26 protein-coding genes are annotated in these 25701 nt (G+C 61.0%); 14 read left to right on the top strand and 12 right to left on the bottom strand.

Translation table 11 applies throughout. The annotated features are described in order from the left end of the window. Nucleotides 1–22 precede the first annotated feature (22 nt). Complete coding sequence (locus BLU75_RS22670; protein WP_084378385.1) at nucleotides 23–910, top strand: lysophospholipid acyltransferase; 888 nt, start codon at nucleotides 23–25, stop codon at nucleotides 908–910. A gap of 130 nt (nucleotides 911–1040) precedes the next feature. On the opposite strand, the gene BLU75_RS22665 is transcribed toward BLU75_RS22670, so the two are convergent. Genes BLU75_RS22665 through def form a run of 5 tightly spaced genes read right to left on the bottom strand, consistent with a single transcriptional unit; the run spans nucleotide 1041 to nucleotide 5590 of the window. Further along, entirely contained in the window at nucleotides 1041–1352 is a 312-nt protein-coding gene (locus BLU75_RS22665; protein WP_084378386.1) for a tetratricopeptide repeat protein, read from the bottom strand. Nucleotides 1353–1368: 16 nt separating this feature from the next. Further along, nucleotides 1369–2742 carry a Trk system potassium transporter TrkA gene (gene trkA, locus BLU75_RS22660; protein ID WP_084378387.1) on the bottom strand — a complete coding sequence of 458 codons (1374 nt, stop codon included), beginning with the start codon at nucleotides 2740–2742 and terminating at the stop codon, nucleotides 1369–1371. 23 nt (nucleotides 2743–2765) lie between these two features. Further along, the gene (gene rsmB / locus BLU75_RS22655; RefSeq protein WP_084378388.1) at nucleotides 2766–4076 is read right to left on the bottom strand and encodes a 16S rRNA (cytosine(967)-C(5))-methyltransferase RsmB; all 1311 of its coding nucleotides are present in this window, start codon (nucleotides 4074–4076) and stop codon (nucleotides 2766–2768) included. Beyond that, nucleotides 4073–5026, bottom strand: coding sequence for a methionyl-tRNA formyltransferase (fmt, locus tag BLU75_RS22650; RefSeq protein ID WP_084378389.1), 954 nt, complete (start codon nucleotides 5024–5026; stop codon nucleotides 4073–4075). Before fmt ends, rsmB begins: the two co-directional genes overlap by 4 nt. Before the next feature lie 57 nt (nucleotides 5027–5083). After that, complete coding sequence (def, locus tag BLU75_RS22645; protein ID WP_084378390.1) at nucleotides 5084–5590, bottom strand: peptide deformylase; 507 nt, start codon at nucleotides 5588–5590, stop codon at nucleotides 5084–5086. Nucleotides 5591–5726: 136 nt separating this feature from the next. Here def and BLU75_RS22640 point away from each other — a divergent pair, with 136 nt between their 5' ends. From BLU75_RS22640 to tsaC, 3 genes are all read left to right on the top strand, one after another. Next, nucleotides 5727–6527, top strand: coding sequence for a peptidoglycan-binding protein (locus BLU75_RS22640; RefSeq protein ID WP_084378391.1), 801 nt, complete (start codon nucleotides 5727–5729; stop codon nucleotides 6525–6527). Nucleotides 6528–6591: 64 nt separating this feature from the next. Beyond that, nucleotides 6592–7686: a DNA-processing protein DprA gene (dprA, locus tag BLU75_RS22635; RefSeq protein WP_084378392.1), complete on the top strand. Its 1095-nt coding sequence runs from the start codon at nucleotides 6592–6594 to the stop codon at nucleotides 7684–7686. A gap of 54 nt (nucleotides 7687–7740) precedes the next feature. Next, a complete protein-coding gene (gene tsaC / locus BLU75_RS22630) occupies nucleotides 7741–8298 on the top strand; it encodes an L-threonylcarbamoyladenylate synthase type 1 TsaC (RefSeq protein ID WP_084378393.1) in 558 nt (185 codons plus the stop codon). A 59-nt stretch (nucleotides 8299–8357) separates the two neighbouring features. On the opposite strand, the gene BLU75_RS22625 is transcribed toward tsaC, so the two are convergent. Continuing rightward, on the bottom strand, nucleotides 8358–9335 hold the full coding sequence (locus BLU75_RS22625; RefSeq protein WP_084378394.1) for a quinone oxidoreductase family protein: 978 nt from the start codon (nucleotides 9333–9335) through the stop codon (nucleotides 8358–8360). Nucleotides 9336–9495: 160 nt separating this feature from the next. Between BLU75_RS22625 and hemF the strand changes: the two genes are divergently transcribed. Then, nucleotides 9496–10428, top strand: coding sequence for an oxygen-dependent coproporphyrinogen oxidase (gene hemF, locus BLU75_RS22620; protein ID WP_084378395.1), 933 nt, complete (start codon nucleotides 9496–9498; stop codon nucleotides 10426–10428). Beyond that, on the top strand, nucleotides 10428–11249 hold the full coding sequence (gene aroE, locus BLU75_RS22615; protein WP_090221565.1) for a shikimate dehydrogenase: 822 nt from the start codon (nucleotides 10428–10430) through the stop codon (nucleotides 11247–11249). Before hemF ends, aroE begins: the two co-directional genes overlap by 1 nt. Here aroE and BLU75_RS22610 read toward each other — a convergent pair whose 3' ends face one another. From BLU75_RS22610 to betC, 3 genes are all read right to left on the bottom strand, one after another. Then, nucleotides 11250–12821, bottom strand: coding sequence for a SulP family inorganic anion transporter (locus tag BLU75_RS22610; RefSeq protein WP_084378397.1), 1572 nt, complete (start codon nucleotides 12819–12821; stop codon nucleotides 11250–11252). It lies immediately after the preceding gene. Nucleotides 12822–13256: 435 nt separating this feature from the next. After that, entirely contained in the window at nucleotides 13257–14192 is a 936-nt protein-coding gene (gene choX / locus BLU75_RS22605) for a choline ABC transporter substrate-binding protein (RefSeq protein WP_084378398.1), read from the bottom strand. Between the two features lie 19 nt (nucleotides 14193–14211). Further along, complete coding sequence (betC, locus tag BLU75_RS22600) at nucleotides 14212–15726, bottom strand: choline-sulfatase (RefSeq protein ID WP_084378399.1); 1515 nt, start codon at nucleotides 15724–15726, stop codon at nucleotides 14212–14214. Nucleotides 15727–15840: 114 nt separating this feature from the next. On the opposite strand from betC, the gene BLU75_RS22595 reads away from it, so the two are divergent. The 6 genes from BLU75_RS22595 to BLU75_RS22570 all read left to right on the top strand — a co-directional run bounded on the left by BLU75_RS22595 (nucleotide 15841) and on the right by BLU75_RS22570 (nucleotide 21588). Continuing rightward, the gene (locus BLU75_RS22595; RefSeq protein ID WP_084378400.1) at nucleotides 15841–16791 is read left to right on the top strand and encodes a choline sulfate utilization transcriptional regulator; all 951 of its coding nucleotides are present in this window, start codon (nucleotides 15841–15843) and stop codon (nucleotides 16789–16791) included. 31 nt (nucleotides 16792–16822) lie between these two features. Next, nucleotides 16823–17155, top strand: coding sequence for a DOPA 4,5-dioxygenase family protein (locus BLU75_RS22590; RefSeq protein WP_084378401.1), 333 nt, complete (start codon nucleotides 16823–16825; stop codon nucleotides 17153–17155). A 160-nt stretch (nucleotides 17156–17315) separates the two neighbouring features. Beyond that, on the top strand, nucleotides 17316–18284 hold the full coding sequence (locus BLU75_RS22585) for a 2-dehydro-3-deoxygalactonokinase (RefSeq protein WP_084378402.1): 969 nt from the start codon (nucleotides 17316–17318) through the stop codon (nucleotides 18282–18284). Between the two features lies 1 nt (nucleotide 18285). Next, on the top strand, nucleotides 18286–18906 hold the full coding sequence (locus BLU75_RS22580) for a 2-dehydro-3-deoxy-6-phosphogalactonate aldolase (protein ID WP_084378403.1): 621 nt from the start codon (nucleotides 18286–18288) through the stop codon (nucleotides 18904–18906). A 47-nt stretch (nucleotides 18907–18953) separates the two neighbouring features. Continuing rightward, nucleotides 18954–20102, top strand: a complete 1149-nt coding sequence (dgoD, locus tag BLU75_RS22575) for a galactonate dehydratase (protein WP_084378404.1) — start codon at nucleotides 18954–18956, stop codon at nucleotides 20100–20102. A 175-nt stretch (nucleotides 20103–20277) separates the two neighbouring features. Continuing rightward, entirely contained in the window at nucleotides 20278–21588 is a 1311-nt protein-coding gene (locus BLU75_RS22570) for an MFS transporter (RefSeq protein ID WP_084378405.1), read from the top strand. 321 nt (nucleotides 21589–21909) lie between these two features. Here the strand turns inward: BLU75_RS22570 and trpA are convergent, their stop codons facing one another. Together trpA and trpB are read right to left on the bottom strand one after the other, a co-directional pair. Next, nucleotides 21910–22719, bottom strand: coding sequence for a tryptophan synthase subunit alpha (gene trpA / locus BLU75_RS22560; RefSeq protein ID WP_084378407.1), 810 nt, complete (start codon nucleotides 22717–22719; stop codon nucleotides 21910–21912). Further along, nucleotides 22719–23960 (bottom strand): tryptophan synthase subunit beta, encoded by a 1242-nt coding sequence (trpB, locus tag BLU75_RS22555; protein WP_084378408.1) that lies wholly within the window; start codon nucleotides 23958–23960, stop codon nucleotides 22719–22721. Before trpB ends, trpA begins: the two co-directional genes overlap by 1 nt. Before the next feature lie 114 nt (nucleotides 23961–24074). On the opposite strand from trpB, the gene BLU75_RS22550 reads away from it, so the two are divergent. Continuing rightward, nucleotides 24075–24971, top strand: a complete 897-nt coding sequence (locus BLU75_RS22550) for a LysR family transcriptional regulator (RefSeq protein ID WP_084378409.1) — start codon at nucleotides 24075–24077, stop codon at nucleotides 24969–24971. A gap of 8 nt (nucleotides 24972–24979) precedes the next feature. Here BLU75_RS22550 and BLU75_RS22545 read toward each other — a convergent pair whose 3' ends face one another. Continuing rightward, complete coding sequence (locus BLU75_RS22545; RefSeq protein ID WP_084378410.1) at nucleotides 24980–25306, bottom strand: ElaB/YgaM/YqjD family protein; 327 nt, start codon at nucleotides 25304–25306, stop codon at nucleotides 24980–24982. 155 nt (nucleotides 25307–25461) lie between these two features. Here BLU75_RS22545 and BLU75_RS22540 point away from each other — a divergent pair, with 155 nt between their 5' ends. Next, complete coding sequence (locus tag BLU75_RS22540; protein ID WP_084378411.1) at nucleotides 25462–25677, top strand: dodecin; 216 nt, start codon at nucleotides 25462–25464, stop codon at nucleotides 25675–25677. Nucleotides 25678–25701: the final 24 nt, after the last annotated feature.

Raw genomic sequence — 25701 nt, 5'->3', positions numbered from 1 at the left:
CGCACAACTTCAGGAGTGACCTGTGGAAAAGTTTAAAGGCGCCTTGCTGGTAGGCGCTCTTCGGTTGTTTGCCCTGTTGCCCTGGCGCGCTGTCCAGGCAGTCGGCACGGCGATTGGCTGGATCATGTGGAAAACCCCCAACCGTTCCCGCGACACGGTGCGGATCAACCTGTCCAAATGTTTTCCGGAGATGGATCCGGCCGAGCGCGAGCGTCTTGCGGGCCAGAGCCTGATGGACATCGGCAAGTCACTGACCGAAAGCGCCTGCGCCTGGATCTGGCCGGCCCAGCGCTCCATCGACCTGGTGCGTGAAGTCGAAGGCCTGGAAGTGCTGCACGAAGCCCTGGCCTCGGGCAAAGGCGTGGTCGGCATCACCAGCCACCTGGGCAACTGGGAAGTGCTGAACCACTTCTATTGCAGCCAATGCAAACCGATCATTTTCTATCGTCCACCCAAGCTCAAGGCGGTGGACGAACTGCTGCGCAAGCAGCGGGTACAACTGGGCAATCGCGTGGCGGCTTCCACCAAGGAAGGCATTCTCAGCGTCATCAAGGAAGTGCGTAAAGGCGGTCAGGTGGGGATTCCGGCGGATCCGGAGCCTGCGGAATCGGCCGGGATTTTCGTACCGTTCTTTGCCACTCAGGCGCTGACCAGCAAATTCGTACCGAATATGTTGGCCGGCGGCAAGGCGGTTGGGGTGTTCCTGCACGCCCTGCGACTGCCGGACGGTTCCGGCTACAAAGTGATTCTGGAAGCGGCGCCGGAGGACATGTACAGCACCGACACCGCCACCTCATGCGCGGCGATGAGCAAAGTGGTGGAGCGCTATGTGGGGGCGTATCCGAGCCAGTACATGTGGAGCATGAAACGCTTCAAGAAACGCCCGCCGGGTGAGGCGCGGTGGTATTGAGCGTCACCCTGCTCGCTCTGTGTGAATGATCACCCTGTAGCAGCGAGCGTGCTCGCGAAGAACTCAAGAGCACCGCGTACATTCAGTCTGTACGCGTCATCGTTAACGATCTTCGCGAGCACGCTCGCTCCTACAGTTGTTTGGCCAGCTTCTTCAGAAATACAGTCATCTCTTTTTCGGCCTGCTTGTCGCCATGGGCCTGGGCCGCTTCAATGCCCTTCTCCCATGCCAGCCGCGCTGCAGCACTATCTCCGAGCCCCAGCTGCGCCTTGCCCAGCAGCTTCCACGCCGCCGAATACTTCGGGTCGAACTCGACGCACTTCTGTAGGTGTTCGACAGCCCGGGCGTCGTCCTTCAGGTCCAGGTAACCCTTACCCAGGCCAAACCGCAACAGCGCGTTATCCACGCCCTTGGCGAGCATTTTTTCCAGGGAATCGAGCATGGGTCACTCCGGTTGATCAGAAAAAGCTCAAGCCCACGTGGAACAACTTCTCCACGTCGCGGATATGTTTTTTATCCACAAGGAACAGAATCACATGGTCCCCCGTGGCGATCTTCGTGTCGTCGTGGGCGATGATCACCTCTTCATCACGAATGATCGCGCCGATGGTTGTCCCAGGCGGCAGGCCAATGTCGCGGATCGCCTTGCCGATCACCTTGCTCGACTTCGAGTCGCCGTGGGCAATCGCCTCGATGGCTTCCGCCGCGCCCCGACGCAGCGAGTGCACGCTGACGATGTCGCCGCGACGCACGTGCGCGAGCAGCGTACCGATGGTCGCCAACTGCGGGCTGATGGCGATATCGATGTCGCCGCCCTGGATCAGGTCGACATAGGCCGGGTTGTTGATGATGGTCATCACCTTCTTTGCCCCCAACCGCTTGGCCAGCAGCGACGACATGATGTTGGCTTCGTCATCGTTGGTCAGTGCCAGGAAGATATCGGCGTCGGCGATGTTTTCTTCCATCAACAGATCGCGGTCCGAGGCGCTGCCTTGCAGCACCACGGTGCTGTCGAGGGTGTCGGACAAGTAGCGGCAGCGCGCCGCGTTCATCTCGATGATCTTGACCTGATAGCGGCTTTCGATGGCCTCGGCCAAGCGTTCGCCGATCTGCCCGCCACCGGCGATGACGATGCGCTTGTAGCTCTCGTCGAGCCGGCGCATTTCGCTCATCACTGCACGAATATTGGCCTTGGCGGCGATGAAGAAGACCTCGTCGTCGGCTTCGATCACCGTATCGCCCTGGGGCAGGATCGGTCGGTCGCGACGGAAAATCGCCGCGACTCGGGTTTCCACATTCGGCATGTGCTCGCGTAGCTGGCGCAGTTGCTGACCGACCAGCGGCCCGCCGTAGTACGCCTTGACCGCCACCAATTGCGCCTTGCCCTCGGCGAAATCGATCACCTGCAGGGCGCCGGGAATCTCGATCAGGCGCTTGATGTAATGGGTGACCACCTGCTCGGGGCTGATCAGCACGTCGACCGGGATCGCATCGTTATCGAACAGACCGGCGCGGGTCAGGTAGGCCGCTTCACGCACCCGGGCAATTTTGGTCGGGGTGTGGAACAGCGTATGAGCCACTTGGCAGGCGACCATATTGGTCTCGTCACTGTTGGTCACGGCCACCAGCATGTCGGCGTCGTCGGCGCCGGCCTGGCGCAATACCGTCGGGAACGAGGCGCGACCCTGGACCGTGCGGATGTCCAGGCGATCGCCCAGGCCACGCAGGCGCTCGGCGTCGGTGTCGACCACAGTGATGTCGTTTGCTTCACTGGCCAAATGCTCGGCCAGCGTACCGCCGACCTGCCCTGCGCCGAGGATGATGATTTTCATCCGGTCACTCCCTTAAAAACCATTCAACCGCGTGCAGCGGCAATTTTGATCAGTTTGGCGTAGTAGAAACCATCATGCCCGCCTTCCTGCGCCAGCAATTGGCGACCGTGGGGCTGCTTGATGCCGGCAGTCGTGGCGAGGTCCAGCTCCCGTGCGCCGCTGGTGCGGGCGAGGAAGGCCTCGATCACCTCGGTATTTTCGGTCGGCAAAGTCGAGCAGGTGGCGTAGAGCAGAATGCCACCGACTTCCAGCGTGGGCCACAAGGCATCCAGCAACTCACCTTGCAGCAGCGCCAGGGCGGCGATGTCGTCGGGTTGGCGGGTCAGTTTGATGTCCGGGTGGCGGCGGATCACGCCGGTGGCCGAACACGGTGCGTCCAACAGGATGCGCTGGAAGGGTTTGCCATCCCACCAGGTAGCCGTGTCGCGCCCGTCGGCCGCGATCAACTCGGCGCTCAGGCCCAGGCGGGCGAGATTTTCCCGCACCCGCACCAGGCGCTTGGCTTCCAGGTCCACCGCCACGACGCCGGCCAGGCCGGGTTCGACTTCCATGATGTGACACGTCTTGCCACCGGGTGCGCAGCACGCGTCGAGCACCCGTTGGCCGGGGGCCAGGTCGAGCAGTTCGGCGGCGAGTTGCGCGGCTTCGTCCTGCACGCTGATCCAGCCTTCGGCAAAACCCGGGAGGCTGCGCACATCAGCCGCGGCCTCGAGGACGATACCGTCCTGGCTGTACGCGCAGGCAGCGGCCTGGATACCGGCGTCTGCCAACAACTGCAGATAGGCCGCGCGGCTCTGATGACGGCGGTTGACCCGCAGAATCATCGGCGGATGAGCATTGTTGGCCGCGCAGATCGCTTCCCAATGCTCGGGCCAGAAAGCTTTCAGGGACTTTTGCAGCCAGCGTGGATGCGCAGTACGTACCATCGGATCGTGTTCCAGCTCGGCCAGCAACGTTTCACTCTCACGCTGGGCGCGGCGCAGTACAGCGTTGAGCAAGGCTTTGGCCCAGGGTTTTTTCAACTTGTCGGCGCAACCGACGGTTTCACCGATGGCGGCGTGGGCCGGCACGCGGGTGTAGAGCAATTGATAAAGGCCAACCAGCAGCAGCGCCTCGACGTCGGCATCGGCGGCCTTGAAGGGTTTTTGCAGCAGCTTGGCCGCCAGCGCCGACAAACGCGGCTGCCAGCGGGCGGTGCCAAACGCCAGGTCCTGGGTAAAGCCGCGATCACGCTCTTCGACTTTATCCAGCTGGGTTGGCAACGAGCTGTTGAGGGAGGCCTTGCCGTTGAGCACGGCGGCCAGGGCCTTGGCGGCGGCCAGACGTGGGTTCATTGGGCGGTCGCTCCCAGGCGCGTGCCCACGGCAAATTTTTCCCGGCGACTGTTGAACACGTCGCTGAAGTTCAGCGCCTTGCCGCCAGGTAATTGCAGACGGGTCAGGCATAACGCCTGGTCGCCGCAAGCCACCAACAGGCCATCCTTGCTGGCGCCGATGATTTCACCGGGCGCGCCCTTGCCTTCGGCCAAGTTGGCTGCGAGGACTTTCAAGGCTTCGCCATTGAGGCTGCTGTGGCAAATCGGCCACGGGTTGAACGCGCGCACCAGGCGTTCCAGCTCTACGGCCGGGCGGCTCCAGTCGATGCGCGCTTCGTCTTTGTTCAGTTTGTGGGCGTAGGTGGCCAGGTTGTCGTCCTGCACTTCACCTTGCAAGGTGCCTGCGGCCAGGCCGGCAATGGCCTGGATCACGGCGGGCGGGCCCATTTCGGCCAGGCGGTCGTGCAGGCTGCCGCCGGTGTCTTCGGCGGTGATCGGCGTGGTGACTTTCAGCAGCATCGGTCCGGTATCCAGGCCGGCTTCCATGCGCATCACCGTCACACCGCTTTCGTTGTCTCCGGCTTCGACGGCGCGCTGGATCGGCGCCGCGCCGCGCCAGCGTGGCAGCAGCGATGCGTGGCTGTTGATGCACCCCAGGCGCGGAATATCCAGCACCGCTTGCGGCAGGATCAAGCCGTAGGCCACCACCACCAGTAAATCCGCTTCCAGCGCGGCCAGTTCGGTCTGGGCTTGCACATTGCGCAGGGTCGGCGGTTGCAGCACGGCAATGCCGTTCTCCAGCGCCAGTTGCTTGACCGGGCTGGGCATCAGCTTTTGCCCACGACCGGCCGGACGGTCTGGCTGGGTGTACACCGCGACGATGTCATGAGGGCTGGCAAGCAGGGCCTTGAGGTGTTCGGCGGCAAACTCGGGAGTGCCGGCAAAAACGATGCGCAGTGGCTCGGTCATGGGAAACGTCTCACAAAAGAAAAAGGCTTGCCGCAGCAAGCCTTTGAAAGAAGGGAATCAAGCTTGCTGGCGATGCTTTTTTTCCAGCTTCTTCTTGATCCGGTCGCGTTTGAGCGTGGACAGGTAATCGACAAACAGCTTGCCGTTGAGGTGGTCGCATTCGTGCTGGATGCACACCGCCAACAGGTCTTCGGCAATCAACTCGAATGGCTTGCCGTCACGGTCCAGGGCCTTGATCTTGACGCGCAGCGGGCGCTCGACGTTCTCGTAGAACTCCGGTACCGACAGGCAACCTTCCTGATATTCACCCATCTCCTCGGTCAGCGGCTCGAACTCGGGGTTGATATACACCCGCGGTTCGCTGCGATCTTCGGACAGGTCCATGACCACGACACGCAGATGTACGTTGACCTGGGTCGCCGCGAGACCAATTCCCGGGGCCTCATACATTGTTTCAAACATGTCATCGACCAACTGACGAATCTTGTCGTCCACTACGGCCACCGGTTTGGCGATAGTGCGCAGACGCGAGTCCGGGAATTCGAGGATGTTCAAAATAGCCATAAGCGTAATTGCTGCACATGTGAGGTAGAGGCAAGTCGGCGTCGGGAAGGATCCCGGGCGGCCGGTGTGGAACGCTCGCAAGCCGCGAAGGCCTTGGCGTTACACGCGAACACACATAATAAAGGAGATTGACCCCATGAGGAAATCGCTACTGATCGTGCTGCTGTGCGCTCAGGCCGTAACCGCCAATGTGCCGGGCTCGTCCAAGGCTAGTTATCCACAGTCGCCGCGACCGCTGGACAGCCAGACACAAAGGGCTATCCGGGTTTTTTTGTTGCATAACCGCATGCTCGACACCCCCCAATTGCTGGACACGGCACCTTATGTTGTCGCCGCACAAGCCGGGCGAGTGTTGGGCGCCAACGGTGAACGCATTTACGCGCGAGGTGCTCTGAGTCCCGCGCAACCGAGCTATGCGATTGTCCGCCAGGGCAAGGTTTTTACCGATCCGGTCAGCCAGGAGTTGCTGGGGATAAACCTCGATGACATCGGTACTGCGCGCTTTGTGGCGGCGGGCGATGTCACCACCTTGGCGGTGTTGCGGGTGACCCAGGAGATACGCACGGGCGATCGCCTGGTCGGTGCGCAACCCTCGCCAGATCTCTCAACCCTGCTGGTTTCTGCACCGGCCCCCGGACTGACAGGACGAATCATCGACGTACCCCGCGGCGTTACCCGGATTGGTGTGCTGGATGCGGTCATTCTGAACAAGGGCCGGCGTGATGGCTTGCAGGATGGGCACCTGCTCGCCGTGACGAAAGCCGGTGAAACCGTGCGCGACACAGTCTCAGGCGTGCCGGTACAGATCCCTGAAGAGTACGCGGGCACGCTTTTGGTGTTTCGTACCTATGAAAAGCTCAGCTATGGCCTGGTCCTCAGTGCGATTCGCCCGCTGGCGGTAATGGACCGGTTTCAAAGCCCTGCGCCAGCGCAATAACCAATCTGGCAAAGAAGTTACCAACAGAGTTATCCACAGCTTGTACTTGATCAAGGATGATCACATGTCATCAATCGACACCCTGGGCATTTCTCCGGCGGAGCTGGAAGCCCGGCTGCGTTTACACCGGCTGCCGGAGCTGGGCCCCAAGCGTTTCAAAAAACTCATCGAGGCCTTTGGCTGTGCCTCGAAAGCCCTCAGCGCGCCACCCAATGCCTGGCGTTCGCTGGGATTGCCGGCGGCCTGTGCCGAGGCTCGACGCAGTCCGCAGATCCGTGATGGCGCCAGCAGCGCATTGGCCTGGCTGAAAGGTCCTGCCCAGCATTTACTGATGTGGGACCAGCCGGATTACCCGGCATTGCTGGCGGAACTGGAGGATGCGCCGCCCCTGCTTTTCGTGGCTGGCGCTTGCGCGATACTGGAAAAACCGCAGTTGGCGATGGTCGGCAGCCGACGTGCTTCGCGGCCGGGAATGGATACCGCCGCCGCCTTTTCCCGCAGTCTGGCGAGCGCCGGTTTTGTCATCACCAGTGGGCTGGCCCTTGGTATAGACGGTGCGGCCCATCAGGCGGCATTAGATGTCGGGGGTCAGACAATCGGCGTGTTGGGCACCGGTCTCGAAAATTTTTATCCACAGCGTCACCGACGACTCGCCGACGCGATGATTGAACAAGGCAGCGCGGTAGTTTCGGAGTTTCCGTTGGACAGCGGACCCCAGGCTGGCAACTTCCCGCGACGCAACCGCATCATCAGCGGGTTGTCCCTCGGGGTACTGGTGGTTGAGGCGAGTGTCGCCAGCGGTTCGTTGATCACTGCCCGACTGGCGGCGGAACAAGGGCGTGAGGTGTACGCGATTCCGGGGTCCATCCATCATCCGGGCGCCAGGGGCTGTCACCGGTTGATTCGCGAGGGGGCGGTGCTGGTGGAAACCATCGAACATATTCTTGAGGGGTTGCGCGGTTGGCAGGCGCTGTCGCGGCCGGCACCGATTCCGGTCACGCATCCATTGATTGCCTTGCTGCACGCCGCGCCGCATACCAGCGAGGGCTTGGCGATTGCCAGCGGCCAAGGCTTGTCCGAAGTGTTGGCGAGCCTGACGGAGTTGGAGTTGGAGGGCCGTGTGATCTGTGAAAGTGGCCGTTGGCTCGCGCGCAGTTAGGTTTTGTAATGAAGATCGGTAAACTGCACAGAGCTTTAGTCCGGAGAGTGAGCAATGGTCAACAGGTGGCGTGTGCAAGAAGCCGCACGAGAAATTCGCGCAGGCGCGGTGATTGCCTATCCGACCGAGGCCGTCTGGGGCCTGGGCTGCGACCCTTGGAACGAGGAAGCGGTAGACCGTTTACTGGCGATCAAGGGCCGATCGGTGGATAAGGGCTTGATTCTGATCGCCGACAATATTCATCAATTCGATTTTCTCTTCGAGGACTTTCCGGATACCTGGATAGACCGCATGGCCAGTACCTGGCCCGGTCCCAATACCTGGCTGGTGCCCCATCAGAACCTGCTGCCGCAGTGGATCACGGGTGTGCATGACACGGTCGCGTTGCGGGTCAGCGATCATCCGCTGGTGCGGGATTTGTGTGCGCTGGTGGGGCCGCTGATTTCCACCTCGGCCAACCCTCAAGGCCGACCGGCGGCCCGCACGCGGATTCGCGTCGAGCAGTATTTCCGCGGCCAGGTGGATCTGGTGCTGAGTGGCAGTTTGGGCGGGCGCAAGAATCCGAGTTTGATTCGAGACTTGGCGACTGGCGAGGTTCGGCGCGCGTCCTGAGACCCAGGCCTGGCTATCGCGGGCTTGCTCGCGATAGCGTCCTTCCAAACCCTAAGATGTCACGGCAACAAAATAGTCGAACCCGTCGTACGCCGCGCCGACAACTCGGTCTGCGCCTTCGCCGCATCCGCCAGCGAGTACCGCTGGTTAATGTCGATCCGCACCTTGCCGCTTTCGATCATCGAGAACAGATCATCCGCCATTGCCTGCAGGTTCTGTGGATTGTTGGCGTAGGTCGCCAGCGTCGGTCGGGTCACGTACAGCGAGCCCTTGGCCGACAGAATGCCCAGGTTAACCCCGTCCACCGCGCCCGAGGCGTTGCCGAAGCTGACCACCAGGCCACGGGGCGACACGCTGTCCAGCGAGGCCAGCCAAGTGTCCTTGCCCACGCCGTCGTACACCACCGGGCATTTCTTGCCGTCGGTCAACTCCAGTACCCGTTGCGCAACATTTTCCTTGCTGTAATCGATGGTTTCCCAGGCCCCGAGCGATTTGGCCAGCGCGGCTTTTTCCGGCGAGCTGACTGTACCAATCAGCTTCACACCCAGGGCTTTCGCCCATTGGCACGCGAGGGAACCGACACCGCCCGCTGCCGCATGAAACAAGATGGTTTCACCGCCTTTGAGTTCATAGGTCTGGCGCAGCAGGTACTGCACGGTCAGGCCCTTGAGCATGGCGCCGGCGGCCTGTTCAAAGCTGATGCTGTCGGGCAGGTGCACCAGGTTGGCGGCTGGCAGCACATGCAGCTCGCTGTAGGCACCCAGTGGTCCGCTGCCATAGGCCACGCGGTCGCCGACCTTGAATTGCGTGACTTCGCTGCCCACCGCATCCACGACTCCGGCCCCTTCCGCGCCCAGGCCCGACGGTAAGGCTGGAGGTGCGTACAGGCCGCTGCGGAAGTAGGTATCGATGAAGTTCAGGCCAATCGCTTTGTTGCTGACGCGGACCTGCTGCGGGCCCGGCTCTGCCGGCGTGTAGTCCTCATATTCAAGGACTTCAGGGCCGCCATGGGCTCGGAACTGGATACGTTTGGGCATCTGCACTCTCCTTGGGTCGTTTTCACGAAGGACTCCTATCGGACTCCTAAGCTTGATCTTCGTCAACTGCGGCAGTACTTGAGGCGGTGTTATCCTGTGCGCCCATTTGCCGCCGATGCCCAATGGCCTCGCGTAGCTTTGCCCGATTCAAGGTGATGCCATGACTACCCGCACCGAGGCTGTTAAAGCCTACCTGCTCGACCTGCAAGACCGTATTTGCAGCGCCCTGGAAACCTTCGAGACGGACACTCGCTTTATTGAAGACGCCTGGACCCGGCCTGCCGGTGGCGGGGGGCGCACACGAGTGATCGAGAACGGTTCGGTGATCGAAAAAGGCGGCGTTAATTTTTCCCACGTATTTGGCGCGAACCTCCCACCGTCTGCCAGCGCCCACCGTCCCGAGCTGGCCGGTCGCGGCTTTGAGGCCCTGGGCGTGTCGCTGGTGATCCATCCGCACAACCCCCATGTGCCGACGTCCCACGCCAATGTGCGGTTTTTCATCGCGGAAAAAGACGGCGAAGAAGCCGTCTGGTGGTTCGGTGGCGGCTTCGACCTGACGCCTTATTACGGCAACGAAGAAGACTGCATCCACTGGCACCGGGTGGCCGAGCAGGCTTGCGCGCCGTTCGGGCCGGATGTCTATGCGCGTTACAAAGCCTGGTGCGACAGCTATTTCCATATCAAGCATCGCAACGAGCCCCGGGGCATCGGCGGCCTGTTCTTCGATGATTTGAATGCGTGGGACTTCGACACCTGCTTCGCTTTCATGCGCGCCATCGGCGATGCCTATATCGACGCCTACCTGCCGATCGTCCAGCGCCGTAAAGCCATGGCTTATACCGAGCAACAGCGAGCATTCCAGGAGTTTCGTCGTGGCCGCTACGTGGAATTCAACCTGGTGTATGACCGCGGCACATTGTTCGGCCTGCAATCAGGTGGGCGTACCGAATCGATCCTGATGTCCCTGCCGCCGCAAGTACGCTGGAGCTATGACTGGAAAGCCGCCGCCGGGAGCGAAGAAGCGCGCCTGACCAATTACTTTCTGCAAGACCGCGACTGGCTGGGCGTTGCCGCGCCGAAGGCGGCGAGCTGATGGATCGTTATGTGGTGTTTGGCAACCCCATCGGGCACAGCAAGTCGCCGCTGATCCATCGCTTGTTCGCCGAGCAGACCGGCGAGCAGTTGGACTACAGCACTTTGCTCGCACCACTGGAGGATTTCACCACGTGCGCCCGTGAGTTTTTCCAACAGGGCCGTGGCGCTAACGTCACTGTGCCGTTCAAGGAAGAGGCTTATCGCTTGGCCAATACCCTCACCGAACGTGCCCAGCGTGCCGGAGCGGTAAACACCTTGAGCAAGCTCGCCGATGGCAGCCTGCTGGGTGATAACACCGACGGCGCCGGCCTGGTGCGCGACCTGACAGTCAATGCCGGGTTCAGCCTTGAAGACAAGCGCATTCTTCTGTTGGGCGCCGGCGGCGCTGTGCGTGGGGCGCTGGAACCGTTGCTGGCGGAAAAGCCGGGGTCGCTGATCATTGCCAATCGCACGGTGGAAAAGGCCGAGTTGCTGGCTGAATCATTCGACGACCTCGGCCCGGTTTCGGCCAGTGGTTTTGATTGGTTGCACGAGTCGGTGGACCTGATCATTAACGCTACGTCCGCCAGCTTGTCTGGCGATGTACCGCCGATCGCCGGCAGTTTGATCGAACCGGGCAAGACCTTTTGCTACGACATGATGTATGCCAAGCAGCCGACGGCATTCTGTCGCTGGGCCAGTGACCAGGGCGCTGCCGTGGCGATGGACGGCTTGGGCATGCTCGCGGAACAAGCGGCGGAAGCGTTCTTTCTGTGGCGCGGCGTGCGGCCGGACACCGTGCCGGTGCTGGCTGAGTTGCGTCGACAGCTGGCGCTGTAATCAGTCATCGAACTGGATGGGGCATTGCTCGGCCCCTTCCAGTTTTTTCAATTCATCCACCACTTGCGGTCGGGCCCCACGTAATCTGAGGCTGCGTCCCAGACCTTCCAGTCGCCTGGCTTCCTGGTGCAGCATGGTCACCCCGGAGTAGTCGATAAAGTTGATTTGCTGCGCCTCGATCACCACGCGTTGGCCCTGCAAACTCTGCAACCGCACTTGCAGGTAATGGCTGGCGCCAAAAAAAATCGAGCCGTCGACCCGCAATACGTCTTCCTCCCCGTCGCGCCATTGTTGGACCCGTGGTTGCGACGTGCGCTTGAGGTAGAAAAACAGCGACGCCAGCACCCCGGCATAGATCGCCGCCTGCAACTCCAACAGCAGCGTGGCCAGGCACGTCAGGCTCATCACCACAAACTCTGCGCGACTGACCCGGAACACCGCCCGAATGCCCCGATAATCCACCAGCCCCCAACAAATCAGCAGGATGCTGGCGGCCATGCTCGGGATCGGGATATGGGCGATCAGCGAGGCACCGAACAGTGCAAACAGCGTGACCCACAAGGCAGAAAATACCCCGGCCAATGGTGAGCGGGCACCGGCCTCAACGCTGAGCCCGGAGCGTGTGAAGGAACCGGCCGACAGATAGCCGGAGAAAAATCCGCCGGCGATATTGGATAAACCCTGGGCGCGGACTTCCTGGTTGGCGTCGAGCAGTTGTTGCGAGCGCGTGGATAACGAGCGGGCGATCGACAGGCTGGTCACCAGTCCCAGCATGCCCACGGCCACAGCGCTGGGCAGCAGGCGCAGGATCATGTCCAGGTCCAGCAGCGGCAGAGGGCTGAACGGCGGCAGTTTGCCGACAAATGAACTGACCCGCGCCACATGCCCGAACAGCGACGGCCAGAGCCATGCCGCTAGGCTGCCCAAGGCCAGGGCAATCAACAAGGTCGGCCAGCGTGGTACCCAGTATTTGAGCACCACGCCCACCAGCAAGGTGCCCAATCCGAGCACCAGCGAAGGTCGGTCCCACTCCCTGCTGTGGCCGATCAACGCCAGCAGGCTATTGATCGCCGTTGCCTCGCTTGGCAGGTCCAGCCCCAGCAGGTTGGGCAACTGGCCCAGGGCAATGACCACGGCGGCGCCCAGGGTGAAACCGATGACCACCGAGTGCGAGACAAAATTCACCAGCGCGCCGAAGCGCAACATGCCCAATAACCATTGGAAGACACCGGCCAGAAACGTCAGCAACAGGATCAGGGTGATGTAGTCCTGGGAGCCGGGCAGCGCCAACGGGCTGATGCTGGCGTAGAGCACAATCGAAATCGCCGCCGTGGGGCCGCAGATCAGATGCCAGGACGAGCCCCAGAGACAGGCGATCAGCACCGGGATGATCGCGGCGTACAGGCCATATTCCGGTGGCAGGCCGGCGATCAGGGCGTAGGCGATGGATTGCGGTAGTGCGAGAACGGCGCCGCTGAGACCGACCATCGCATCACGCCGGACGCTGGCGCGGGTCTGTTGAGGGAGCCAACTGAGGAACGGAAAAAGAGTATGGCGGTTGGGCCGTGGCATGACGAACTCGGGCTTGGGCGATGGAAACAAGGGTGAAGGGTTGGAGGGATTGGGGCAAGGTCTGCACAACTGTCAGAAACTGACGAATTTCCCGGTGGCGAGCGGGCTTGCCCCGCGCTGGGTTGCGGAGCAGCCTCAAAACCAGCCGTTGCGGAGTATCTGATACAGCGCATTTGGCTTACTGGGGCTGCTTCGCAGCCCAGCGCGGGGCAAGCCCGCTCGCCACAACAGCTCTGGATTTAAACGTGAGGCAACATCGTGTCGATACCTATGCCCAGAGGGGTGGGGGCCGATCCGGAGACATTGATGATTTGCAGCGACCTGCAAGCTCGTTACTCGGACTATCAGGTCGCCAATTATCAGCACACTTCGCTCAGCCCCTTTCCCCCATTGGGGAGGTCCGAAGTTTCGACAGGGTTAGGGTGGGGATGGCTGTCAAAGCTTGGCTTTGACAGACGCCAACGCATCCTCGCCATCTACTGTCTTCACCCCATCCAACCACTTATCCAACACTGCCGGATTGGCCTTGATCCAGGCTTTCGCCGCTTCTTCATTGCTGACTTTCTTGTCCGCCACCTCGGCCATGATGCTGTTCTCCATCTCCTGGGTAAAACTCAGGTTGGTCAGCAGCTTCCCGACATTCGGGCAGGCCTGTGCATATCCCTTGCGGGTCAACGTATACACGCTGCCGGTGTCGCCAAAGTATTTCTCGCCGCCTTTGAGGTAATGCATCTTCAACTGCACGTTCATTGGGTGCGGCGTCCAGCCGAGGAAAGTGACGAAACGCTTGCGCTTCACGGCCCGGGACACTTCGGCCAGCATCGCTTGTTCACTGGATTCGACCAGCTTCCACTGGCCAAGATCGAAGTCATTTTTCTTGATGATCTCGTGCAGCGAGAGATTGGCCGGCGCGCCGGAACCGATGCCGTAGACCTTCTTGCCAAACTTGTCGGCAAATTTATTCAAGTCGGCAAAATCACGCACGCCGGCGTCCCATACGTAATCCGGCACGGCGAGGGTGAATTCGGTGCCCTCGAGGTTTTTTGCCAACTGCACCACATCACCATTGGCCACGAACTTGTCGTAGAAGCCTTGTTGCGCCGGCATCCAGTTACCCATGAACACATCCATCTGGCTGTCCTTGAGCCCGCCGTAGATGATCGGCACGGCCAAGGTGGCGATCTCGGGCTTGTAGCCCATGCCGCTCAATAGAAAACCGGTAATGGCATTGGTCGCGGCAATATCGCTCCAGCCTGGATCGGCCATCTTCACCGTCTCGCAACTGGAATCGGCATACACACTGGTGGCGCTCAACAGTAGCAGCCCAGCGCCCAATAGCCTGGATAAATGGGTTGTGGATAACGTTTGCATGGCCTTCCCCTAACTGAATTTATTGGTTTTGGCAGGGTTGTGGATAACGCGCCTTGCGTTCCAGATCGTCCAGGTCGATATGGTTGCGCATGTACTGCTGGGTGGCGTCCACCAGCGGCTGGTGATCCCAGCTCTTGAGTTTGCCTTGGGTCAGCGCTTCGCTTACCAGGCGCCGACGGCGTTGGCTGGCGAGCACCTGCTGGTGGATCGCCGGGATGTCCCATTTGGCCCGCGCTTCGCTGAGGAACGCGTCGAACAGCGCGCGATGCTGCGGCGACTGGCTGAGCTCTTGCTGTTCACGCGGGTCGTTGTGCACATCAAACAATAGGCAAGGATCGTCTTCGCTGTAGATGAATTTGTAAGCGCCACGACGGATCATCATCAGCGGGCTGATGGTGCCTTCGGCCATGTATTCGCCGAACACTTCGTCATGCCCGCCCTGCCCCTGCAAGTGCGGGACCAGCGAGCGCCCGTCCAGGGGCAGGTTGGCGTCCAGTTCACCGCCGGCCAGTTCCACCAGGGTCGGCAACAGGTCCGCCGTGGACACCGCCGCGCTCACCCGAGCGGCCTTGAACTGCCCCGGCGCACTGATCAACAGCGGCACTCGGGCGGCCATTTCAAACCAGTGCATTTTGTACCAGAGCCCGCGCTCCCCCAGCATGTCGCCGTGGTCGCCGGAGAAGACGATCAGGGTGCCATCGGCCAGGCCGGTGTCTTCGAGGGTTTGCAGCAGCTTGCCGACATTACTGTCGATGTAGCTGCAGGCGCCGAAGTACGCGCGGCGCGCATCGCGGATCTTGTTCAACGGCAGCGGCTTGTCCCACAGGTCGTAGACCTTGAGCAGGCGCTGGGAGTGCGGATCGAGTGTGCTCTGCGCCGGTGTCGTCGGCATTGGGATGTCGTTGTCGTCGTACAGATCCCAGAACGGTTTGGGAATGGTGTACGGATCGTGAGGATGAGTCATCGACACGGTCAGGCAGAACGGCTGATCGCCGTCTTCGCGGATGTGGTCGAACAGGTATTGCTGGGCCTTGAACACCACCTCTTCGTCAAAATCCAGCTGATTGGTGCGTACGCAGGGACCGGCTTGCAGCACCGACGCCATGTTGTGGTACCAGGTAGGGCGTACGTCGGGCTCGTCCCAATTCACCGCCCAGCCATAGTCGGCCGGGTAGATATCGCTGGTCAGGCGCTCTTCATAACCGTGGAGTTGGTCCGGACCGCAGAAATGCATCTTGCCCGACAGCGCGGTGCGGTAGCCGAGACGGCGCAGGTAATGGGCGTAAGTAGGCACGTCGGCGGGAAAGTCCGCTGCGTTGTCATAGGCGCCGATCTTGCTCGGCAACTGACCACTGACCAGGGTGAAGCGCGATGGCGCACACAATGGGCTGTTGCAGTACGCGGCGTCGAACACCACTCCTTCAGCGGCCAGTCGGCTCAGGTTCGGTAGTTTGATAGGCGAAGAACCGTAGAACGGAAGCAACGGCGCGGCCATTTGATCGGCCATGATGAAAAGAATGTTCTTGCGCTTCATGGTTTCGCGGCGTTCCATAGTGAATAGTTATGCGAGAATGCTGTGGTTGAGGATGCAGCCCACGGAAAACTTGGTAAAGCCCATGGAAAACAATGTCTAGGATAAGCACTGCTTATGTATGAAGCCCTTGGTGAGCTGTCCCTGGATCTGCTGCGCGCCTTTGAAGTGGCCGCCCGCCAACGCAGCTTTACCGCGGCGGCGATGGAACTCGGCACCACTCAACCGGCGATCAGCCAGCAGATCAAACGCCTCGAAGAGCGGCTCGGCATTCGCCTGTTTGATCGCATTTACCGGGGCATCGAACTGACCGAGGCTGGGGCTGTGCTGTTCGAGCATGTGCAGGGTGGTTTACAGCACATTAACCAGGGCTTGAGTGCCATCACCCAGCAGGATCAGCATGAAGTCCTGCAGGTGGCGACGGATTTTGCGTTCGCCGCGTACTGGCTGATGCCGCGCCTGCAGCGTTTTCATGACGCCAACCCGCAGGTGGACGTGAGCCTGGTGACCAGCGAGCGCAACCATGCAACCTTGCGCAGCGATATCGACGTGGCGGTGCTGTTCGGCGATGGCCGTTTCAAACAGGGCGACAGCCAATGGCTGTTCAACGAAGAAGTATTCCCGGTGTGCAGTCCGCAATTGCTCAAGGGTCGTAACACGCCGCTGTCGCTGGAGAGTTTGCAGGACTACCCGTTGCTGCACCTGCGCCAGGAAAACAACAGCCAATGGTTCGACTGGAGCGGCGTCTTCCGAGCGCTGGGCATCACCGCCGCGCCGGGGCCGGGGCCATTGCGCTTCGACAACTACACGCTGCTGATCCAGGCGGCGATTGCCGGCCAGGGCGTGGCCATTGGTTGGCGGCATCTGGTGGACGATCTGTTGCAACAGAAGTGGTTGTGTCGTCCGATTGGCGACACAGTGATTTCGCGTTACGGCTATTACGTGGTGCTGCCCCAGCGCAAACGGCGTGGACAACTGATCGATCGCTTTGTCGACTGGCTGGCTGCGGAACAGGCCAGCAGCGCGCAGTCACTGACGGGGCTGGCCCTGCCCTCCATTGCGGTCTAGGATTTGCCGATTACCGAGTCCGGAGCCTGGCATGCAACGTATCAAGGGGTATCACGCCCATATCTACTTCGACGCCACTACCCTCGACCAGGCGCGCAAGCTCTGTGAAGACGCGGCGACCATATTTCCCTTGCGCATGGGACGCATGCATGAGCGCCCGGTGGGGCCGCACCCCGACTGGAGTTGCCAGTTGGCGTTCGATCCCGAGTACATCGGCTTGGCGCTGCCGTGGCTGGCGCTTAATCGCAACGGGCTGGTGGTGTTCCTGCATCCCGACACCGGCGACGACCTGAAGGATCACACTGAGCACGCAATCTGGATGGGCGCCATGCGTACCCTGGATCTGTCGATTTTCCAGGCCTGACTCCCCACGGTTGAGCAGTGTAAGCGTGTGAACGCGCGGGGAACTCCCTTTAGCTTGTTCCAATATATGGGATCTGTATTTATATATTGAGATTTCGTAGGCCTTAGGTTTATATTCGCCTCATCTGCTTTTTCAGCACTCTCTGACTTCAGGTGAAGCGATGCAGGCGCAATTGATCGCGCTCGATTGGGGAACCACCTCCCTTCGTGCCTACAAACTCGGTCCTGGTGGCCAAGTCCTTGAACGACGCTCCCTGGCCTCGGGGATCATGCATTTGCCCACCGAGGCGCGGATGATTAACGGTGTGCATTGCAGCAATGGCTTCGAGTTGGCCTTTGATGCGGCCTGTGGAGATTGGCTGGATACCCAGCCTCACCTGCCGGTCATTGCCTGCGGTATGGTGGGCAGCGCCCAGGGCTGGAGCGAGACGGCGTACCGTGACAGCCCGGCCGATGTCACGACCTTGGGACAGGCGTTGCACGTGGTGCGCAGCCTGCGCGGCAGCGACGTGCATATCGTGCCGGGCGTGATGCAGCGCGACGGCGTGGCCAACGTGATGCGCGGCGAGGAAACCCAAGTATTGGGCGTACTGCAAAGCCTGACCGCCGATGACGTGTTGATCGGCTTGCCGGGGAGCCATTCCAAATGGGTCGAAGTGAGCCGCGGTTGCATCACCCATTTCGACACCTTCATGACTGGCGAGCTGTTTGCCGTGTTGCGCGATCACAGCATCCTGGGTCGCACGCAAAAAACCGCTGACACGTTCCAGGCCGCCGCGTTTGACCGAGGTGTGCAGGTAACGCTGTCGGCCGACGGCAAGATGGGCCTGCTGTCGACGCTGTTCAGCACCCGTGCGCTGGGTTTGGCCGGCGAGCTGAGCCCCGAGGAACAGCCGGATTACCTTTCCGGCCTGCTGATTGGCCACGAGCTCTCCGGCTTGCGGGCACGCAACAACACCCAGCACCGCGATATCGTTCTGGTGGGCAACAACGCGTTGTGCAGCCGCTATCAGCGGGCCCTCCAGTCATGCGGCTTTCCCCACGTGACCCTGGCGCGCGAGGCCGCTGAACGGGGCTTGTGGCAACTGGCTGTCGCGGCCGGGCTCGTTCAACCCTTATTGGAGGCCTGAGATGCTCAAGCAAGCACTGACACACAACGGTTTGATCGCAATCCTGCGCGGCCTGCGCCCGGATGAGGCCCACGCTATCGGCCAGGTGTTGTACCAGGCCGGATTCCGGGTCATCGAAGTGCCGCTCAACTCGCCGGACCCTTACACCAGCATCCGCACCTTGCGCGACAGCCTGCCCGCCGATTGCCTGATCGGCGCCGGCACGGTGCTGACCGCCGAGCAGGTGCAGCAGGTCAAGGCGGCGGGCGGCCAAGTGATCGTGATGCCCCACAGCGATGCCCAGGTGCTGCGCGCGGCAAAGGCCGCGGGCCTGTACCTGTCGCCCGGTGTTGCCACGCCGACCGAAGCGTTTGCGGCGCTGGCTGAGGGCGCTGATGTGTTGAAGCTGTTCCCGGCCGAGCAAATGGGCCCGGCGGTGGTCAAGGCCTGGCTTGCCGTCTTGCCGGCCGGCACGGTGTTGCTGCCCGTCGGCGGCATCACACCGGACAACATGCAGGTGTTCGTCGACGCCGGCGTCAAAGGTTTTGGACTGGGCTCCGGGCTGTTCAAGCCGGGCATGACAGTTGATCAAGTGGCGAGCCGCGCCCAGGCGTATGTCGCGGCCTGGAATGCCTTGAACTGATTGTGTATGGCGCCACGGGCGTCGCATCCGACAAGAGAGATAAGAAGATGAAAATCACCAAACTGACGACTTACATCGTGCCGCCGCGCTGGTGTTTCCTCAAAGTGGAAACCGATCAGGGCGTGACTGGCTGGGGCGAGCCCGTGGTTGAAGGCCGCGCCCACACTGTGGCGGCGGCCGTCGAGGAACTGTCCGACTACTTGATCGGCAAAGACCCGCGCAATATCGAAGACATCTGGACAGTGCTGTATCGCGGCGGTTTCTACCGTGGTGGCGCGATTCATATGAGCGCGCTGGCGGGTATCGACCAGGCGCTGTGGGACATCAAGGGCAAGGCGCTGGGCGTGTCGGTCAGCGACCTGCTGGGCGGCCAGGTGCGCAACAAGATTCGTGTGTACTCGTGGATCGGTGGCGACCGCCCGGCCGACACCGCCCGCGCCGCCAAAGAAGCGGTTTCCCGTGGTTTTACCGCGGTGAAGATGAACGGCACCGAAGAGCTGCAATTCCTCGATACCTTTGAAAAGGTCGACCAGGCCCTGGCCAACGTCGCCGCCGTGCGCGATGCGGTGGGGCCGAACGTCGGCATTGGCGTGGACTTCCATGGGCGGGTCCATAAGCCGATGGCCAAGGTGCTGATGAAGGAGTTGGACCCGTACAAGCTGATGTTCATCGAAGAGCCGGTGCTCAGCGAAAACTATGAAGCGTTGAAAGAACTGGCGCCGCTGACCAGCACCCCGATTGCTCTTGGCGAGCGGCTGTTCTCGCGCTGGGATTTCAAGCGTGTGCTCAGCGAAGGCTACGTCGACATCATCCAGCCGGATGCGTCCCACGCCGGCGGCATTACCGAAACCCGCAAGATCGCCAATATGGCCGAAGCCTACGATGTGGCGCTGGCCCTGCACTGTCCGTTGGGGCCGATTGCGCTGGCGGCATGCCTGCAACTGGACGCGGTTTGCTACAACGCGTTTATCCAGGAGCAGAGCCTGGGCATTCACTACAACGAGAGCAATGACCTGCTGGACTACGTCCGGGATCCGGGCGTCTTCGATTATGACCAGGGCTTCGTGAAAATCCCCAACGGGCCGGGCCTGGGTATCGAGATCAACGAGGAATATGTGATCGAACGCGCCGCCATCGGCCACCGCTGGCGCAACCCGATCTGGCGCCATGCCGATGGCAGTTTTGCCGAGTGGTGAGCTGACACCCTGTAGGAGCGGGCTTGCCCGCGAAAAACCTGAGAGCGCCTCGGGGAGTCAGGCTTCCCGTGTCATCGTTGACGATTTTCGCGAGCAAGCGCTGGGCGCCCCCTCGCTCCTGCAGGTATTAGTGCCCCAGCTTCCCCGTCCTCAACAACCATAAAAAGAGGCCTCTATGCTCTCCCCTCCAAGCACCGGACACGCGTCTTTGGTGGCGCCTAGTCGCAAGCGCTATTTCATCATGGTCCTGTTATTTATCACGGTGGTGATCAACTACCTGGACCGCAGTAACCTGTCGATTGCCGCACCGGCCCTGACCAGCGAACTGGACATCGACCCGGTGCATGTCGGGTTGATTTTCTCGGCCTTCGGCTGGACCTACGCCGCCATGCAAATTCCCGGCGGCTGGCTGGTGGACCGCGTGCCGCCGCGCATTCTCTACAGCGTTGCCTTGCTGCTGTGGTCGATCGCCACGGTGATGCTTGGCTTTGCTGCCAGCTTTATCGCCTTGTTCGTCCTGCGCATGGCGGTTGGCGCCCTGGAAGCACCGGCTTATCCGATCAACAATCGGGTGGTTACCAGTTGGTTTCCCGAGCGGGAGCGCGCCACGGCGATTGGTTTTTATACCTCCGGGCAATTTGTCGGGCTGGCGTTCCTCACGCCGGTGCTGGCTTGGTTGCAGCACCACTATGGTTGGCACATGGTGTTTGTCAGCACCGGTGCCGTGGGCATCCTTTGGGCGGTGATCTGGTACGCGGTGTATCGTGAGCCGCGGGACTTCAAGGGCGTCAACGCTGCTGAAATCGAGTTGATCCGCGAAGGCGGCGGGTTGGTGGATCTGCAGACGCAAACCGCCCAGCGCAAGGCGCCATTCAGTTGGGTCGATCTGGGGATCGTGCTTAGCAAGCGCAAGCTGTGGGGCATCTATCTGGGGCAGTTCTGCCTGAACTCGACGCTATGGTTCTTCCTCACGTGGTTCCCGACGTACCTGGTGAAATATCGCGGCATGGATTTCATCAAGTCCGGCATGCTCGCTTCTCTGCCGTTTCTTGCGGCCTTTGTCGGCGTGTTGTGTTCCGGGTTGTTTTCCGACTGGTTGATCCGCCGAGGCGCTTCGGTCGGCTTTGCGCGCAAGCTGCCGATTATCAGTGGGCTGCTGATTTCCACGGCGATCATCGGCGCTAACTTTGTCGACTCGACACCGTTGGTGATTGCGTGTCTGGCGGTGGCGTTTTTTGGCAATGGCCTGGCATCGATCACCTGGTCGCTGGTCTCGACCCTGGCGCCGGCACGGTTGTTGGGGCTGACGGGTGGAGTGTTTAACTTTATCGGCAACTTGGCGGCGATTACCACGCCGATCGTGATTGGGTTTCTCGCTACCGGGGATTCGTTTGCGCCGGCGATTACCTATGTCGCGGTCCTGGCATTGTTGGGGGCGCTTTCCTACATTCTGCTGGTGGGCAAGGTGGAGCGGATTGAGTTGTAGGGGCTTGGGGGAACTTGGCGCTTGGACTTTGTAGGAGCGAGCTTGCTCGCGAAAATCGTTAACGATGACACGGGAAACCTGAAATCCCGCGGCGTCCTCAGATTTTTCGCGAGCAAGCTCGCTCCTACAGAAGACGGTTTGATCTTGAGCGCCCCCGTTAACCCATGCGGGTCGAACGCAGGGGAACCTATATCAGCCGCTACCGCAGTAGCGGATATGGACACAACCCACAAAAAAAGGGACCCCGAACAACGTTCGAAATCCCCTCTCAAGCGGCTCGGCCCGCAGCGCTAGGGCTCCGCAACCGCCTATCCGCACCACTTACTTACGTGCGTTGCGTACACCTTCCGACAACGCTGCGCACAAACTCAACACCCCATCAATCGCCTGCGCGTCATCACTGGCATTGGCGATGTGATCGATCAGTGCCGAACCCACCACCACCCCGTCCGCCAGGCGCGCAATGGCCGCCGCTTGTTCCGGCGTGCGGATGCCGAAGCCGATGCTGATGGGCAGGTCGGTATGGCGACGCAGACGGGTCACGGCTTCTTCGACGTGTTCCAGGGTGGCGGCACCGGCACCGGTCACGCCAGCGACCGATACGTAATACACAAACCCGGAGCTGCCGTTCAGTACGGTCGGTAGACGCCTATCGTCAGTGGTCGGCGTGGTCAGGCGAATAAAATCGATGCCTGCGGCCTGGGCCGGATCGCACAGTTCGCCGTTATGTTCGGGCGGCATGTCGACCACAATCAGGCCGTCGACACCGGCGGCCTTGGCGTCGTCAATAAACTGCGGTACGCCGTATTTGTGGATCGGGTTGAAATACCCCATCAATACTAACGGCGTGTCGTTGTTGTCTTTGCGGAACTCACGCACCATTTGCAGGGTTTTCGCCAGGTTCTGTTTGGCGGTCAGCGCGCGGATGTTTGCCAGTTGGATGGCCGGCCCGTCGGCCATTGGATCGGTGAACGGCATGCCCAGCTCGATCACATCGGCACCGGCCGCCGGCAAGCCCTTGAGGATCGCCAGCGAGGTGTCATAACCCGGGTCGCCGGCGGTGACGAAGGTCACCAGGGCGGCACGGTTCTGTTCCTTGAGTTGCGAAAAGCGCGTTTGCAGGCGGCTCATCAGTGTTTCTCCTGCTGGGATTGTTCTTGTTCAGAGTGTTCCATGTGGAACATCACGGTCTGCATGTCTTTGTCGCCACGGCCTGAGAGGTTGACCACCATCAGGTGATCCTTGGGCAGGCTCGGTGCGCGCTTGAACACTTCAGCCAAGGCGTGGGCGCTTTCGAGTGCAGGGATAATCCCTTCCAGGCGGCAGCATTGGTGAAAGGCTGCGAGGGCTTCGTCGTCGGTCACCGAGGTGTACTGGACGCGGCCGATGTCATGCAACCAAGCGTGCTCAGGGCCGATGCCGGGATAATCGAGGCCGGCGGAAATCGAGTGTGCGTCGATGATTTGACCGTCGTCGTCTTGCAACAGGAAGGTGCGGTTCCCGTGCAGTACGCCGGGCACACCGCCGTTGAGGCTGGCGGCGTGCTTGCCGGTTTCGATGCCATGACCGGCCGCTTCGACGCCGATGATCTGCACGTTGGTGTCATCCAGGAACGGGTGGAACAGGCCCATGGCGTTGGAGCCGCCACCGATGCACGCCACCAGGCTGTCAGGCAGGCGCCCTTCCTGGGTCTGCATCTGGTCGCGGGTTTCCTTGCCGATCACGGCCTGGAAGTCGCGCACCATCGCGGGATAAGGATGTGGACCAGCCACGGTGCCGATCAGGTAGAAGGTGCTGTCGACGTTGGTCACCCAATCGCGCAAGGCTTCGTTCATCGCGTCCTTCAGGGTGCCGGTACCGGCGACCACCGGGATCACTTCGGCGCCCAGAAGCTTCATGCGGAACACGTTGGCCTGTTGGCGTTCGATGTCGGTGGTGCCCATGTAGATCACGCATTGCAACCCAAAACGCGCGGCGACGGTGGCGGTGGCCACACCGTGCATACCGGCGCCGGTCTCGGCAATGATGCGTTTTTTGCCCATGCGCCGCGCCAACAGAATCTGCCCGATGCAATTGTTGATCTTGTGCGCGCCGGTGTGGTTCAGCTCTTCGCGCTTGAGGTAGATCTTGGCGCCGCCACAGAACTCGGTCAGGCGTTCAGCGAAGTACAGCGGGCTTGGGCGCCCGACGTAGTCGCGCTGGAAGTAGGCCAGCTCTTCGTTGAAAGCCGGATCGACCTTGGCCGCTTCGTATTCGCGGGCCAGGTCGAGGATCAACGGCATCAGGGTTTCTGCCACGTAGCGGCCGCCGAACGCGCCGAACAGGCCGTTGGCGTCAGGGCCGTTGCGTAAATCGGTCTGGGACTGAGTCATGGGGCGCTCCAGGAAGAGAATGGGGGAGAAGCAATGACCGTCACTCTACCCCTGACGCTCTGCTGTGAAAACCGATAAGATCGCTGCAACATGTCAGGAAAACTCACAGATACCATGAGCCGAGACCTTCCCCCACTGAACGCCCTGCGCGCGTTCGAAGCCACCGCTAGGCTCAATAGCGTCAGCCAGGCTGCGGAACAATTGCATGTTACCCATGGCGCCGTCAGCCGACAGTTGAAAGTCTTGGAAGAACACCTTGGCCTGAGTCTTTTCGTCAAGGAAGGACGCGGCCTTAAACTCACAGATGCCGGCGCGCGCTTGCGAGACGCCAGCTACGAGGCTTTCGAGCGTTTACGCGACGTCTGTGGCGAACTGTCGCAAAGCAGCGCCGATGCGCCGTTTGTGTTGGGTCTATCAGGCAGCTTGCTGGCGCGCTGGTTTATTCCGCGCCTGGGTCGTTTGAATGCGGACTTGCCGGACTTGCGCTTGCACCTGTCGGCGGGAGAAGGCGATCTTGATCCTCGGCGCCCGGGGCTGGATGCCCTGCTGGTATTTGCCGAGCCACCCTGGCCGGCGGATATGCAGGTGTACGCGCTGGCCAGCGAACGGATCGGTCCGGTGTTGAGCCCGCGCTTTGCGCATTATGAGCGCCTGCGCAAAACCTCTGCCAATGCCTTGCTGGAGGAACCTCTGCTGCACACCACTTCACGCCCGCAAGCCTGGCCCAGTTGGGCGCGACAGCATGGAATCGAGGCTGGCGCGTTGAAATACGGTCAGGGTTTCGAGCATTTGTATTATTTACTTGAGGCGGCCGTGGCGGGCCTGGGTGTAGCGATTGCGCCGCAGCCGCTGGTGGCGGAGGATCTGCGGGCGGGGCGCCTGGTTGCGCCGTGGGGGTTTAGTGAAACCCCGGCGCAACTGGCGTTATGGCTACCCAAGCGCGCCGCGGACGGGCGCGCGCGACAGCTGGCGCAGTGGCTCAAGGCCGAGCTTGAGCGCCAGCCGGCGTAGCCGGTGTCTCAGTTACCGCGTTTGCACAGCAGATAAGCGGCCAGCAGGCCCAGCGCGCCAACGGCGACGCCGGCGGTAGTCCATGGGTGCTCCTGCGCGTAATCTCGGGTAGCCACACCGGTTTCGCGGATTTTCACTTTGCTTTCTTCATAGGCGTCGCTGATCAGATGGCGAGAATGCTTGAGGGCGTTCTCGGCATTGCTTTTCAGGGCCTTCAGCGTTTTGCGCGACTCGTCCGATGTGTCGTCCTTGAGGCTCTCAAGGGATTTGAGCAGGCTCGAAATCTCGGCTTCCATGCTTTCCAATGACGCTTTGCGTAAAGAGGTGTTGGCCATGTGGGCTCTCCTGGAGTGATTGAGTGGCGTGTGTTGATTCCGACTGCGGCGGTTTCAGAAAGTGCAGTAAATCTGAACTTTGAGATAGGGAAAGCCGCCACAAGCAGTAAGAGCATTGACTGCTAGGCTTCATTTACCCCCTCAGGAGAAACGTCATGTCTGATCATCACACCTACAAGAAAGTCGAATTGGTCGGTTCGTCCCCCAGCAGTATCGAGGACGCCATCAACAACGCGTTGGCCGAAGCCAGCAAGAGCATCAAGCACTTGGAGTGGTTCGAGGTCACCGAAACCCGTGGGCACATCAAGGACGGTAAGGCCGCGCACTTTCAAGTGACCATCAAGGTGGGCTTTCGTATTGCCAATAGTTGATCGGGTCGGTTGAACTTTGCACGC

It is taken from the genome of Pseudomonas mucidolens, from assembly GCF_900106045.1.
GTDB classification, from domain to species: domain Bacteria; phylum Pseudomonadota; class Gammaproteobacteria; order Pseudomonadales; family Pseudomonadaceae; genus Aquipseudomonas; species Aquipseudomonas mucidolens.
This window is presented reverse-complemented; position numbering and strand designations above follow the sequence as displayed.